The following is a 12926-nucleotide window of genomic DNA, read 5'->3' as shown; positions in this document are numbered from 1 at the left end:
CGCCGTTTACTCCGCGGCCATGCGGTGGTGCTCGATCGGGTCCGGCCGGTCGGCGGAGTAGAACTCCGCCATCTTGGTCACGAACTCGTCGACGAAGACCTGGATGTCGCTGGTCAGGTCCTTGATCTTGGAGATCAGGTAGTTGTAGCCGAACAGCGCCGGGATCGCGACGCCGAGGCCGGCCACGGTGGCGACCAGCGCCGCCGCGATGCCGGGCGCGATCGCGTTGACGTTGACGTCGCCGGAGGCCGCGATCGCCGCGAAGGTGATCATGACGCCGACCACGGTGCCGAGCAGGCCGAGGAACGGACCGCCGGAGATCGCGATGGTCAGGATCACCATCAGCCGGTTCAGCCGCTGGATCTCCTTGACCACGCCGCTGTCGAGCGCGGCGCGGATCGCCGCGATCGAGGCGCCGGACAGCACCGGCGCGGCGCCATTCCGGAAGCGGTGGCGGATCTCCTCGGCGCCGATGTGGTAGATGCGATAGAGCGAGGAGGCCTTCATCGCCTTGGCATCGGCCGCCGACAGCCGGCCGCCGAGGGTGGCGACGTCGGCATCCGCGCCGCGGTCGAGGATGGTGAGGTCGTCGGCGACCGCGCGGAAGTGCTTCATGAACACCGCGTTGGCCTTGGCCTGGCGGTTCAGATAGCCGGAGCGGTCGACCATCACCACCCAGCTCAAGGCCGCCATGATCACCAGGAGGCCGATCACCACCCAGCCGTCGAGCGTGACCGACTTCAGGATCACCGCGAAGTAGCCCGACAGCCAGCTGCCGGTTTCCTCATCGACGCTGAAGGCGATCAGCTTGGCCTGGTCGGGGCCCTGCCCGACCGCGGCGAACTTGATGAAGCCGGCGGGCCGCGCGATCTTCGCGATCTGCAGTTCGTCGACGTCGCCGGCAAAGCCCGCCATCGCCGGGACCGCGACCGGCGCCGCGGCGGCGGCATCGTCCGCCGCCGGCGCCGCGCTGCCGTCCGCAGCCGTCGCAGCAGGGGACTGCGCGGCTGCGGACGGGGCGGCCTGGGCGATCGGAGCACTGGAGGTTGCAGACGTGTCACCTCCGATCAGGGCCACCGTGTTCAGCGCCGGCAACGCCGCGGCGACCGACGCGTAAGGAGTGCCGTCCAGCATCAAGGTGACCTGGCCGTTACTCGCGACCACCGCCAGATGATGCCAGGTGCCAGGTGCGACCGGCGCCCCAGTGCCGCTGCGCTGCGCGGCGCCGGCCGTCGTCACCTCGACGAACGGCGCGCCATTGTCGAGGCCGATCACCAGCGCATTGCCGGCCGCCGCATCGCGGCGGCTGTAGAGCGCCGCGTTCGGCTGCGCCGCCGCCGGCTTGATCCACGCCGACCAGGTGAACGCGCTGCCGGCGGCCAGCGTCAGCGACGGCGAGGCCGGCAGCGTCACCGGGTTCTGCCCGGTCAGCCGCACGCCATTGCCGATGAGCGCGCCTTCCGCCGGCTGGCCGACGCTCTGGGCGTTGTTGGCCCACACCGAGGAGTCCAGCGACGGCGTGCCGCGCTCGTTGAAGTGATAGACCAAGAGCGTGTCGGGGTCGTAGGTCGCCTTGGCGTCGGCCGCAGCCAGCGCCTTCTTGTTGCCGTAGTAGAGCCAGATCTCGGCCTTGGCCCCCGGCTGCAGGTTCGGCACCGCGACCCAGAGCAGCGCCTCGCTGAGCAGCCCGTCATATTTCTCGACGTGATACTTCAATGGCGTCTTGTCGTCGCCGGCGACGAACCTGAGGTCGGAGCCGTCGTCCTTGGCGGAGCCAAAGCGGAAATTGCCGGTGTGCAGCCGCACCAGCACCGGCGTCGTGCCGATCGGATCGGTGATGTTGGCCCCGGCGGCGCTGGCATCGATCGTGATCTTCTTGCGCAATTGCCATTCATCGTTCCACCAGGCGTTCGCCGGCGCCGCCAGCGCCAGCACCGCCAGCACGGCCAACAGCAGCATGGCCGCCGCGTTCGCGGCCGCGCGCCTCGCACCGCTCCCCATGGCCCGCATCTTGTCCCATCCCATCATCATCAGAATTCACCCCAGAGCCGAACGTTGAAGCGCGGGTCGCCCGCGCGCGTATAGGTTTGGCTGACCATCGGAACGGACAGCGCGAACATGCCATTGAAGGCGTTGAACACCTTGAAGCGGGTGCCGACGCCGTAGCTCCACAGGTTGAACGCCGACTGCTGATCCGGCAGCGGCTTCTGGATGCTGACATGCGCGGCGTCGGCAAAGGCGAACAGCCGCCACTCGTTGAAGGTGGTGAAACGCGGCGCGCCCTGGCCGGTCTCGTCCTTCATCTCCTTCTGCAGCATCGGGCCGAGATCCGGGCTGCGGAGCTCCAGATTGCCGATCACGCCGTCATCGCCGAGCACTTCGGATTCCAGATAGCCGCGCACGGTATTGAGGCCGCCGGCGCTGAGCTGCTCGCTCGACACCAGAGGGCCGTCGGCGACCTGGGCCTGCACCTTGCCCCAGAGCTGGAAATTCTCCGGCAACTCCTGGGTGTGCGCGACGTCGACGTTGAAGTGCGTGAAGCTCGGCGAGGCGTAATAGCGCTTGGCGTCGAACTCGGTCCAGTCGCTGCCGAACGGCCGCAGGCTGTAGGTGATGCCGGCGTTGAACTGGGTGGTGAAGGTCTCGTTCTGGAACGTCGCGCCGTAGCTGGCGACCACCGGATAATAGGTCACCGGCGAGGCGAAGCTGTCGGTGCCCAATCCCACGGTCTGGTCGAAGTGCTTGTAGTCGACCCCGACCGACAGCGTCTGGAAGAAGTTCTCGCGGCCCGGCAAGGTCATCACCGCGCGGCCGCCGATGATCTCGCCGGGGCCGACGATGTTGGTGCCGCCGACGGTGGCGACGTTGCTGCTCGACTTCACGCCGTAGAGCAGAAAGCTCAGCCATTCGACGTCGGGAATCCGCGCCAGATACGACCCCGAGAACACCTCGGCATCGCCCGGCCGCTGCGGCGCCACCTGATAGGTGAAGCTGGCGGAATGCCCGAGCTGCCACAGATTGTCGTAGTGCACGGTGGCGATGAGGCGGGCCGGCGTCGTGTTCGGCGAGTTGGCGTTGTTGACCTCGACGGTGCCGTGCAGCGGCGCCTTGTCCTGGACATTGAGGTCGACATCGACCGTGCCCGGCGCGACGCCAGCGCGCAGCGCCGGCGTCACCCGCCGGTCCGGCCATTGGTTGAGCGCGACGATGTCCTTGGTGACATCGTTGAAATTCGGCAGCGTGCCCTCTTTCAGCGAGGCCGCCCGGTCCTTGATCTGCTCGATGTCGAAGTAGCGCGAATTCTTCACCCGCAGCCGCCCGACCTTCATCTCCGCCACCTTGAGAATGACGACCCCGCGCAGCGCATTCTGCGTCGGCACCGACACGCTCACGGTCTGAAAGCCCTTGTCGCGATAGGCCTTCTCCAGCGCCGCGCGCGCCTTCTCGACGTCGTCGGCGCTCTTGTTCGGCCCGAGGAACGGATAGATCGCCTCCTCGATCTCGATCTGCGGCAGCTTGTCGGCGCCCTGCACCGCGAAATCGTCGATGTCGAAGCGTTGCGCCGGCGCCGCCGCATTGTCCGCATTCGCGGGCTGCTGCGCCCTGGGGGCATTCGCCGGCTGCTGCGCTCTTTGCGGCGCCGCGCCTGCCTCACCCCACGTCAGCGCGCAAAGACCGCCGGCGATCACCGACACGACAGGCCTCAGGCCGAGCAACACCGTTCGGGCGGACGCAGGTCCGCCACGCTTGTAACCGATCTCAGATTGCACGGGTGCTCGCTCGTCTCCTGGGCACGCACATGACGACACGGCGGAATGCCGCGTTCATGGTGCCTCACTTCAACAGACGATCGAGCCGGAACGAGACTGAATCAAAGTCTTAAGAAATTTTTGCGCGCCTTACGATTCGCGGACAGCGCGTGCGCCGTGCGGATCACCAGCGAAGCGCGCGGCGCAAACCACGCGGCATCGGGCTTTCCCGGCGTCGTCCCGGTCGTGATGCTATTTCAGATTCAGCAACAGGCGCAGGCGCAGGGGCTGCAGCATTTCCGGTGGCGGCGCCTCCCCGACATTGCCCCGCGTGAGGATCTTCCGCAGATCAGCGTCGGCCTGCGCATTGTTGAGCGGAGGGAAGGTCACCTTTTCGACCGAGCCGTCAGGATTGAGCCAGGCGCGCACCTCGAGCATCTGCGGCGCCCCGTCCTCTTTTCCGCGGTGTTCGCGAAGATAGGCCCGGAAACGATTGCCGACTTCGTCATCCGCTCCCATCCAGTCTTCAAAACGATACCTGACCAGCTTCGCGAATTGAGTCCAGTGCGGCGGCGCCTTGCTCGCCTCGCGATATTCCTGCGACCGCGCTGGCGCGAAAACCAGCGTCGGCGAAAACGTCGCCACGATGGCTGTCGCCGCAACCCAACCGGCTATCTTGGACAAACTGATCTGCCACATCCGTCTCGCCTCAATTCTGCAAACACGTGACCCGCGCCGAGATCGAGGCCGCTCGGCTGGCGCGCGAGGTCGTGGCGACGATCTGGGATCGGTCATCTTCCGCGACACGAACTCCCTTGGAGGCGAGGAAACTCTTGGCGTCCCCTGCCCCCACCGCGACCACACGGCTCGATCCGGTCCTGCGGCTTATGATCCCTTGTACCAGGCCACGACTGTCCAGTACCGGCGCACCGCTGGCGCCGAAGGTGACATCCGTATCTATCTGCAGCACACCCGACTGGCTGCCTGGGCTTCCCGCCACGGTCGCGTTTGCAAACATGCCGCGGTTGGTCGCCAGCTTATCGTAAGCGGAGGCAAACACCATGTCGTTGGTGCTCACGCCGACCGTATTCGGGAAAACCGCCGCCAGGCCCAGAGTCTTCGTCACCTTGATCAGCGCGATATCCGCGCTGGGCGACAAGGCCACGAGCTGCGCCGCGAGCGCCCGGCCTTCCTTGAAGACAATGAGCCGCGAGCAATCTTCCGCCGCATGACGGGCGGTCAACATATGGCCCTTGTCGTCGACAAAAAAGCCGGTGCCGGTCTTTTGGCGGTTAGGCGCCGTAGGCTCCTGCGTGCGCGCCAGGGGCGAAACCTCAGACCGCTGCTGATGCGGCGCGAAATTCCCAACCGCCCAGCCGATGTCATGAGCCTCGGCGCGCCAGGCGGCCGCTGTTGTCAGCCCCAGCAGCCCGAAACCGACCGCAATGCCTCGGATGACGGTGGCCAACCCGCGACACCGGTGCATGCCATCCGCATGTCGCGGCTTGATCATTGAATCCTCTTGTCCTGCAATTTGTCTGGCAGACCCGTTTTCGAACAATTTGTCGCGGGGCGCGGAGTCCGTTCAAGACGCGAGCGAGATGACTTTTCTTCGAATCGTCATCCCGCTCTAATTCTTTATTTGAGCATGATCTTTTCGGAAAACCGGTCTCCACTTTTCCGGATCATGCTCTAGCTCAGCAACACGATGCCTCCCGGCAGAGTCCGCGCCGTGGCGCCGAACAGGCCGTGGGCCTGAGCGATGAAGTCGTCGAGGTGATCGAGATGGAACGTGCCCGAAATCATGCGGTGCCCAAGCTGCTCGTCCATAACGACAATCCTGCCCGGCCGGTAGCGATTGATCTCTTGGACCAGACGATTGACGGGCCAGTCGCGAACGATCAGAAGACCCTTTCGCCAGCCATTCGCCTGTTCCAGATCCGCCTGCGAGGCGCGTCCGAGCCCCATCTCCGCCGAATAGGATATCTGCTGCTCGCCCGAAATGGCGACGCGTTGTCCTTTCCATTCGACTTCGACGGCGCCTTCAAAGCACGACACCGAGACGGCACGATCAAGACATCTCACATTGAAACTGGCGCGACGCGTCGTGACGCGGCCTCCGGCGGCATCAATGATAAGCGGCGCGGGCGCGTCGCGCTCCGCCTGGACGGCGGCCTCGCCCGAAATCAGCTCGATGCGCGGAGCCCCCTGCTCGGATCGCACGGCGATGCTGGTCTGGGTGTTGAGCGTCAGCGAGACGTTGTCGGCCAAGGCGATGTTGCGTCGTTCGCCCTTGCCGGTCCGATAGTCCGCCGAAAGTTCTTCGAAAGACGGCCATAGCCCCATCGGCGGACGAACGACCACGTATCCGGCGGCCACCGATGCGGCGGCAGCCATCGCGCCCCCGATCAGCGCCCGGCGGCTGAGCCTGTCGCGAGCGTCGCGTGGACTGCGGCGTTCAACATTCACAAGCTCTTGGCTTGCGAGCACGCGCGTCGCCTCGCCGAAACTGCGCCACAGCCTCACGGCATCGCGGAAGGCGGCCTCGTGCTCAGCGCTACGCCGCCGCCAAAGCGCCAAAGCGGCAGCATCGTCCGACGTCGCCGACCCGGAGTGCAGGCGAATAACCCACGCAAGCGCCTGCCGCAGCAGCGGGTCAAGCTCGGAAGGAATATCGTCGCCTGCGGTCAAGGCCAATCGCTCTTTGTTGATTCTCCCGCCGAATGACTTCGGCGTACTCAGAAATACCGCATCCTCATGCTCTATAGACGATTGACGCAAAGGAAGACTGAATCGAAAATGCAGCCTATCCGCACTTTCAAGCTCTTTGTCGCTATAGAAAGTGCATCTTTCAAAATCTTTCTTGAAGATTCGCGATCCGCGCCGGCATTCAACCGTGCGCGTTGGAAAAATGCCGCTGGAGCATGATCCGGAAAAGTGGAAACCGGTTTTCCCTCGCGACAAACGCGAAGCGTTTGCGCACGAAGATCATGCTCAAACAAAGAGACGAGATCATGATCCGATCCGTCCAATCGGATTATGATCTAGACAGCCTGACAAGCACGTCTCTTGCCAAGATGCAAGCTACTCGCTGGCCTTCGCTTTTGGACGCGGCCCGAGGCGCCGGAGAACGGTGCGGCCTAGCCGACGGCTGAGATGCTCCATGGCATGCTGCAGGTCGAAATCGACCGTGCGCACATTGATGCCAAACCGATCCGCGATCTCGCGGTGGGGCTGATGATCAAGATGGGCCGCGATAAATACATCGCGCCGCCGGGCGGGCAATTCCGCGAGAGCCTTCTGAAATTCCGTCAGCTCGATGCGCGATTCCGTCACCATTGCCGGGTCCGGACGGTCGTCGGGGATGACGTCCATGATCGCCGCGATTTCCGAGGCGTTCAACAAGTGCCGATCGCTTTTGCGCCGATCCTTGGCGACATTCAGCGCGGTACGAAACAGATAGTCGACGGGGCTATGAATCGGCACCGCATCGGATACTCGATCGACTCGCAGAAACGCTTCGTGCAGCGCCTCGCGCGCAAAATCCGAGGAGCCAAGGCAACGCGTCAGACGCCTGGCCAAGCCCTCGTAATCAGCTGCGACTGTCTCTCGCAGAGATTTACTATTCGAATCAGACACCTACCAGCCCCGCAACGCCACGCCCTGCGTTTCGCAGATCGCGGTCAGTCCCACTATTTTCCCTATCCACCGAGGATGACACTCGCGTGACGGACATCAGTCACTCGCAAGCTGGTCGGCGATTGCAGCAATCGAACCACAGATGCGGGAATATTAAGATACCGCGGCCATTCAGCCGGAAGCTTGCAACGGCTGCGCACCAAGAATCGTTGATCGCCCCAGCATCGAGTAAGATGTCGCCGGAGCTTGAGGCAACCCCTTATATTGGTCGCCTACAGCGCATGGATCGAGATCATGAAGCGGATCGGGAGCGGCATGTTAGGCGGCGCCTGCTGGCTCAACACCAGGCCACGCAAGCTCTCGGCGATCGAGCTATCCCGATCAAAGTCGCCTGTCGAACCGTCGAGCTCGGCCCTGTCTATGACTCGCGAGGACGGCGTCACCCATAGTTTGACCGCGACCCGATATTCGCCCCGCCTGGTCCGCCCGCCCTTCTTGAGCGCCTTCTGAATGTCCGATTGCAGGAGGCTGATATATTCCCCCATATTGCGATCGGGAGCGTCGGTCGTACCGCGAACACGTAACGTTCCAAGCGTTATGTCCGCGGAGACTGGGGGATGGATGGGCGGCTCGTCGGGATCCGGCACGGACGCCGGCGCGAGCGTCACGGCGTTGGATCGGCTATAGCGAACCCTCAGGTCAGTATCGGCCAGGAGCATCAGCAGCGCGGCCTGCGGCGTAAACTCGCCGTTGACCGACGGCGAACGGAAGCCGGCTGCCGAGGTCGTTTCGAACATCACCTGGACGCCGGCCTGCTGGCTGTACGCCTGCAGCGCGTCGATCAGTGGCTGCGCCGGGATATTGAACGTCATGAGCCCGACCGGCGGCGTCCGCTCGTTTCCAGATGCGACGGTAACCCCTACCAAAATGACAAGTAGCGCCGCGACCTTCGCCAAGGTCCAGGCGCCGAGGCGGGGTAAGTTCATCCTCTGCCGGACTTGCGCCCGGGACGAAGCGATTTGGCCAATACTTAGCATCACTGACAACTGAGCCGTCTCGCCGGCTACTTCCTCGCAAGGGCCTTCGATTTCGCGCAAGCAGATCCCGGAGGTCGCGCCATCCCTCGGTCCTCACATCGTACCTTCCTATGTCAACCATATGACAGATTGCCTGACGGCGTCACCTGCCCGACCTTGGCACATCAGCCGATACCGCCGCGGCCGAACGAGCGCACGCCTCGAGACGATGACGCGGGAAGCAGCTCGGATAGGTTTCGCGAGCCGGCCGAGCTCAGCGGTTAAGGTCACAGAGGATTTACCGTCAGTTTCGAACGCGTGCTTTTGAAAGCGCCGCCCACTTTCCCATTTGCAATGTATGGGAGCTGCGAAGCGCTCCGACATATCGAACAGATCGAAAGTTGCCTCGCAAAGCAGGCGTCGGCGCACTGCCGCGCACTTGCACACGATGGTGAGGATCGAAGTATGACACAGATCGCGGTGGCCTACACCAACTCCACAGTCGAAACTGAAGCGGTGCCGGAGGTTGCGTCCCGCCGGCATGCCATTCATCAAATGCTGCTCCCGTTTTCGGTGGCCTATTTGATCGGCGCCTTCGTCACCGATCTCGCTTATTGGCGGACTGCGCTGGTGATGTGGGAGAGATTTTCGGTCTGGCTGATTGCGGCCGGATTGGTGATCGCGGCGCTTGCGGCCATCGCCGCCGTGATCGATCTCCTGATCGACAGGCAGAGGCCGGCCTGGTTTCGCGCACTCACTTATGTCGTCGCGATCCTGCTCTCGATCGTGAATGTCCTCGTTCACAGCCGCGATGGTTACACCGCTGTCGTGCCGACCGGCCTCGCGCTCTCGGGACTCGTCACGATCCTCCTGCTGTCGCTGTTGGTGGGAGGCTGGGGCTTGACCTATGGCGATCGCGCGGGAGCAGCCAAATGACCAGCTTGTTCAATCTTGCCCGTGCGGCGAACCTGCCGCGCTTTGCCACCGTGGCTGTTGCCGCCGCCGCGGCCTTGAGTCTTGCGGGCTGTGACGACAGCGGCGGGAATCCCGCAAGGCAGATCGGCGCCCATCCGTACTTGCCGGAGGTGCAGCAATATCTGCTGCCGCCGATCAGGATTGCGCGGCCAGCTCCGTGGGGTGACGAAACGCCGAAGGTGGCGGAAGGGTTGCAGGTCCGTGCATTGGCCACGGGGTTCCAACATCCGCGATCGCTTTACGTACTGCCGAACGGCGACGTGTTGGTGATCGAAAGCAATGGCCCGAAGGCCCCGGTCTTCCGGCCCAAGGATCTCATCACCGGTTGGGTGCAATGGTTCGCCGGCGCCAAGGCCGAGGATGCAAATCGCATCACGCTGTTGCGCGACACCAATGGCGACGGCATTCCCGATGTGCGCACCGTATTCCTCGACCACCTCAACTCACCATTCGGCGTTACGCTGGTCGGCCACGATCTCTACGTCGCAAACACCGATGCGATCGTCCGATATCCGTACGAGGATGGACAAACCAGCATCACCGCATCAGGCACCAAGCTGACCGATCTTCCCGGCGGGCCTATCGATCATCACTGGACCAAGACCTTGCTCGCGAGCCCCGACGGCGCAAAGCTCTATGTCGGTGTCGGCTCGAACAGCAACATCACCGAGAACGGCATCCAGGCCGAGTACGAGAGAGCCGCGATCTGGGAGATCGACCGCGCGAGCGGCGCCCATCGCATCTTCGCCAGCGGCGTGCGCAATCCCACCGGGCTGCAGTGGGAGCCCGAGACCGGCAAGCTCTGGGCCATCGCCAACGAACGCGATGAGATCGGCCCCGACCTCGTGCCGGACTATCTGACCTCGGTGCAGGATGGCGGCTTCTATGGTTGGCCTTACAGCTATTATGGCCAGCATCTCGATCCGCGCGTCGAGCCGCAACGCCCCGATCTCGTGGCCAAGGCGATTGCGCCGGACTATGCCCTGAGTTCTCATGTGGCTCCGCTTGGCCTCGCCATGTACACCGGCAACAACCTTCCAGCGCAGTATCATGGAGGCGCGTTCGTCGCCGAGCATGGTAGCTGGGATCGAACCCCGCTCAACGGCTACAAGGTGGTGTTCGTGCCGTTCAGCGGCGGCAAGCCATCCGGTCCTGCGCAGGACGTCGTCACCGGATTCCTCAATGCGGACGATCGCGCGCGCGGCAGGCCGGTTGGCCTCGCGATCGATCGGGCGGGTGCGCTGCTAATCGCCGACGATGTCGGAAACACGGTGTGGCGGGTGTCCGCCACGAGCCCAGCGGCCCAAACCAAGTCGGACACATAAGCGCTAGAGGAGCCCAAGGAGCAAGACAGAGCCGGGCGTCGTTCGCGACGTCCGGCTCCGCCATCATCGGAATAGCGCGCGGCCCGCGAGCAATGGCAAGAGCGAGATCGCACGCATTTGCGAATTCGCACGGCCGCCTCCCCTCCTCGACCAACCTGCGCTTCACAAATAACCGCGGCGTGAACTCGCTTGCCTGCGAGCACAGCAAGCTCACCGATTTGTAAGCAGCATCCTCTCAATCGGACGTGAACTCATTAAACGCCTGTTTAGTGGCCCCGCCGACCACGCGTGGCCTACGTTCAGCTTGCAGCTAACTCGAAGCGAGAGCGTGATCGCCATGAACAGCTCAGTGCGTTACCGGCCCCGACCGAGCTTCGATCTCGGCACGACACAAACTCCGGGCTTCGACCGAAGTGATCTGAAATGTGCGTTTCAGCAAAAACCGTCGCTCTCGAAAGACCGATGCAACGCCTGCCCCTAATGATCGTAATGCCTCGACATAGCGCGGGCCTCGACCAGCACTCGACGCAAAGCGTCGGGCGCAAATAGGAACCTTTACGATGGAACAATACTCTTTATTGGACGCAGAACAGGAACAGCAATTTGCACGCCGTTGGCATGAACTCGGCGATCAGGCCGCGCTGCATGCGCTCGTCAAAAGTCATCTCAGGCTTGCAGCCAAGGTAGCGCGGCATTATCGCGGATATGGTCTCCCGCTCGCCGATATCATCGCCGAAGCCAATGTCGGTCTGGTCGTTGCCGCACAACGCTTCGAGCCGGACCGTGGCTCGCGGTTTTCGACATACGCATTATGGTGGATCAAGGCGAGCATTCACGAATACATCCTGCGCTCCTGGTCGCTCGTCAAGATCGGCACCACCGCCGCTCAGAAAAAACTGTTCTTCCGCCTCAGGAGCGAAATCAGGAAAGTCTCGAACAACCAGACCTCGCTCACGCCGGAAATTGCCAATGTGGTCGCCGAGCACCTGGGCGTCACCGCTGCCGACGTGATCGAGATGGACGGCCGGCTGCGCGGCGATTTTTCCCTGAACAAGCCGATGGACGACGATGGACAAACGGCGGAATGGGAGACGATGCTGGTCGATAATTCCCCTGACGCCGAAGTGATACTGGTGGAGCGGGACGAGACGACCCAGCAGACGACCGCACTCTCAGCAGCGCTCAAGGTGCTGACACCGCGGGAGCGACAGGTCTTCGAGGCGCGGCGCCTCACCGACAACCCGCCCACGCTGGCAGAACTCGCGAGCCGGATGGACATTTCGCCCGAGCGCGTGCGGCAGATCGAGAACCACGCCTTTGAAAAAGTGAAGCGCGCAGCGGTCGGCTATCTGAGGACCGATCGATTGACGCCTGATGGCGCGACGAGCGTGCCGCCGCCCACGCAACGCGACCGCCTGCAGAGGAACGAGTCGGGTCATGAACGGGTACGCGCGGAATACGAAATGCAGATTTAGAGCATGCTCCGGAAAAGTGGATACCGGTTTTCCGAAAAGACCATGCTCAATGCTCTAGAGGCGGAATGAGGATCTCACCTCATTGTCCCCTGCAAGACACGGAGGCTGCGACATGCTCGCGATGATGAAGCGCTTCTCGATCGGTGCCGGTTTGATCCTCTCACTCAATGCACCTTTCTTCGCTCAAGCATTTGCCGCTGCGGCTTCACAGGGCATCTCGACCGCCGGCCCCGCTATGCCCCAATTTCGCCCCGGCGATCTTGTCCGCCTGCGCTCAGGCGGGTCATTGATGACGGTCGACACGGTCAAGGACGATCAGGTCGATTGCTTCTGGACCGACGGCAGCGGCCAGACCAACAACGCGACCTTCCCCGTCCAGGTCCTCCGAAAGTTCTGATGCCAAACAGACATCGTGGGGCGGATTAGCACTACTTTGGCAGATTGTTGATTTTGCGGCGTTTTATAGGATTCCCGAATCAATTTTTCAATGATTCATGGGTGGTCGGCTCTTGGAGGGCTGACCATGCCGGGATGGGAAGACGAACTCGAACGCTGGCTGATGCCGTTCTTGGACCGGCTGGGTCATAAGACCCGGCAGCGGATGTGTCCTCTGTATGTTGCGGGATTGATCGGTCCGGGCGATCGCAAGAGCGTTCAGCCGATGGCGGAACGCCTTGCCACGAGCAACTACGACCAGTTGCACCATTTCATTGCGGACGGTGTCTGGGATGCGACGCCGCTGGAGAC

13 protein-coding genes are annotated in these 12926 nt (G+C 63.1%); 6 read left to right on the top strand and 7 right to left on the bottom strand.

Features of this window, described 5'->3' with window-relative positions; all coding sequences use genetic code 11:
- Window positions 1-6 precede the first annotated feature (6 nt).
- The 5 genes from YY7_RS0118870 to YY7_RS0118850 all read right to left on the bottom strand — a co-directional run bounded on the left by YY7_RS0118870 (window position 7) and on the right by YY7_RS0118850 (window position 6440).
- Complete coding sequence (locus YY7_RS0118870; RefSeq protein ID WP_028164574.1) at window positions 7-2031, bottom strand: DUF2341 domain-containing protein; 2025 nt, start codon at window positions 2029-2031, stop codon at window positions 7-9.
- The gene (locus tag YY7_RS0118865) at window positions 2031-3770 is read right to left on the bottom strand and encodes a ShlB/FhaC/HecB family hemolysin secretion/activation protein (protein ID WP_028164573.1); all 1740 of its coding nucleotides are present in this window, start codon (window positions 3768-3770) and stop codon (window positions 2031-2033) included. Before YY7_RS0118865 ends, YY7_RS0118870 begins: the two co-directional genes overlap by 1 nt.
- A gap of 231 nt (window positions 3771-4001) precedes the next feature.
- A complete protein-coding gene (locus YY7_RS0118860; protein ID WP_245287329.1) occupies window positions 4002-4448 on the bottom strand; it encodes a hypothetical protein in 447 nt (148 codons plus the stop codon).
- Between the two features lie 10 nt (window positions 4449-4458).
- Window positions 4459-5262, bottom strand: coding sequence for a S1 family peptidase (locus YY7_RS52175; RefSeq protein ID WP_051396799.1), 804 nt, complete (start codon window positions 5260-5262; stop codon window positions 4459-4461).
- A 179-nt stretch (window positions 5263-5441) separates the two neighbouring features.
- Entirely contained in the window at window positions 5442-6440 is a 999-nt protein-coding gene (locus tag YY7_RS0118850; protein ID WP_245287328.1) for a FecR family protein, read from the bottom strand.
- Window positions 6441-6612: 172 nt separating this feature from the next.
- Between YY7_RS0118850 and YY7_RS60475 the strand changes: the two genes are divergently transcribed.
- Window positions 6613-6792 carry a hypothetical protein gene (locus tag YY7_RS60475; protein ID WP_155255240.1) on the top strand — a complete coding sequence of 60 codons (180 nt, stop codon included), beginning with the start codon at window positions 6613-6615 and terminating at the stop codon, window positions 6790-6792.
- 41 nt (window positions 6793-6833) lie between these two features.
- Here YY7_RS60475 and YY7_RS0118840 read toward each other — a convergent pair whose 3' ends face one another.
- Both YY7_RS0118840 and YY7_RS0118835 read right to left on the bottom strand, forming a co-directional pair.
- On the bottom strand, window positions 6834-7388 hold the full coding sequence (locus YY7_RS0118840) for an RNA polymerase sigma factor (RefSeq protein WP_028164570.1): 555 nt from the start codon (window positions 7386-7388) through the stop codon (window positions 6834-6836).
- A 272-nt stretch (window positions 7389-7660) separates the two neighbouring features.
- Window positions 7661-8374, bottom strand: coding sequence for an STN domain-containing protein (locus tag YY7_RS0118835; protein WP_028164569.1), 714 nt, complete (start codon window positions 8372-8374; stop codon window positions 7661-7663).
- Between the two features lie 495 nt (window positions 8375-8869).
- Here YY7_RS0118835 and YY7_RS0118830 point away from each other — a divergent pair, with 495 nt between their 5' ends.
- The 5 genes from YY7_RS0118830 to YY7_RS0118805 all read left to right on the top strand — a co-directional run.
- Entirely contained in the window at window positions 8870-9340 is a 471-nt protein-coding gene (locus YY7_RS0118830; RefSeq protein WP_245287327.1) for a DUF2231 domain-containing protein, read from the top strand.
- Window positions 9337-10704, top strand: a complete 1368-nt coding sequence (locus YY7_RS0118825; RefSeq protein WP_028164567.1) for a PQQ-dependent sugar dehydrogenase — start codon at window positions 9337-9339, stop codon at window positions 10702-10704. Before YY7_RS0118830 ends, YY7_RS0118825 begins: the two co-directional genes overlap by 4 nt.
- A gap of 560 nt (window positions 10705-11264) precedes the next feature.
- Window positions 11265-12179 (top strand): RNA polymerase factor sigma-32, encoded by a 915-nt coding sequence (locus YY7_RS52170; protein ID WP_080663775.1) that lies wholly within the window; start codon window positions 11265-11267, stop codon window positions 12177-12179.
- 112 nt (window positions 12180-12291) lie between these two features.
- Window positions 12292-12576, top strand: coding sequence for a DUF2158 domain-containing protein (locus YY7_RS52165; protein ID WP_035690457.1), 285 nt, complete (start codon window positions 12292-12294; stop codon window positions 12574-12576).
- A 90-nt stretch (window positions 12577-12666) separates the two neighbouring features.
- Window positions 12667-12926 (top strand): transposase (locus YY7_RS0118805; RefSeq protein WP_196237293.1); only part of this gene is annotated, 260 nt, incomplete at its 3' end.

Origin of the sequence: Bradyrhizobium elkanii WSM2783, assembly GCF_000472865.1 — a bacterium.
Classification (GTDB): domain Bacteria; phylum Pseudomonadota; class Alphaproteobacteria; order Rhizobiales; family Xanthobacteraceae; genus Bradyrhizobium; species Bradyrhizobium elkanii_A.
This window is presented reverse-complemented; position numbering and strand designations above follow the sequence as displayed.

Coding starts and splice junctions, on each gene's coding strand:
- YY7_RS0118825 (WP_028164567.1), top strand. CDS start 9,337: ATGACCAGCTTGTTCAATCTTGCCCGTGCGGCGAACCTGCCGCGCTTT.
- YY7_RS0118870 (WP_028164574.1), bottom strand. CDS start 2,031: ATGATGATGGGATGGGACAAGATGCGGGCCATGGGGAGCGGTGCGAGG.
- YY7_RS52170 (WP_080663775.1), top strand. CDS start 11,265: ATGGAACAATACTCTTTATTGGACGCAGAACAGGAACAGCAATTTGCA.
- YY7_RS52165 (WP_035690457.1), top strand. CDS start 12,292: ATGCTCGCGATGATGAAGCGCTTCTCGATCGGTGCCGGTTTGATCCTC.
- YY7_RS52175 (WP_051396799.1), bottom strand. CDS start 5,262: ATGATCAAGCCGCGACATGCGGATGGCATGCACCGGTGTCGCGGGTTG.
- YY7_RS0118830 (WP_245287327.1), top strand. CDS start 8,870: ATGACACAGATCGCGGTGGCCTACACCAACTCCACAGTCGAAACTGAA.
- YY7_RS0118835 (WP_028164569.1), bottom strand. CDS start 8,374: ATGAACTTACCCCGCCTCGGCGCCTGGACCTTGGCGAAGGTCGCGGCG.
- YY7_RS0118860 (WP_245287329.1), bottom strand. CDS start 4,448: ATGTGGCAGATCAGTTTGTCCAAGATAGCCGGTTGGGTTGCGGCGACA.